The 441-nt window shown below is 44.0% G+C and carries 1 pseudogene; it reads left to right on the top strand.

Annotation, left to right across the window (positions count from 1 at the left end):
- Nucleotides 1-92: 92 nt before the first annotated feature.
- A pseudogene (locus HMPREF2955_RS04840) lies at nucleotides 93-441 on the top strand (hypothetical protein); the annotation flags it as partial.

The raw sequence follows: 441 nt of genomic DNA, 5'->3' as shown, positions 1-441 counted from the left end.
AATTAGTTAGATATTTACTGAATATCCCTAATTACAAGTGGCCTTTTACCCTTACCACCGCGTTTAAAACAACCAATTACCTAACCTCAGTTATGCAACGAACGTTCTACCTGTTATTTGTTGTGGTCTTGATAATGGGCTGCAAGCAAGCGAAAAACGAAAGTGGGAAAGACACAGTGCCAACAAAAGACACCGTGCAAGCAAGTGTGAAACCCACGGCTGTGGCTCAAACAGACTTGAAAACCAACCCTTTGGCATTTATTCCCGAAGGGTATGATTTGTTTTCTCGATACGAAGGCGACCTTAATAAAGACGGCAAGCCCGACGTTGTGCTGATGATAAAGGGAACCGATAAAAGTAAATGGGTGGACCATGAATACCGTGGTCGGCTCGATCGTAATCGCCGTGGACTTATCATCCTTTTTAAACGCGATGGCGGAT

It is taken from the genome of Prevotella sp. HMSC073D09 (assembly GCF_001814145.1).
GTDB lineage: Bacteria > Bacteroidota > Bacteroidia > Bacteroidales > Bacteroidaceae > Prevotella > Prevotella conceptionensis.
The sequence above is the reverse complement of the archived record's forward strand: the minus strand, read 5'-3'. Positions and strand labels throughout refer to the sequence as shown.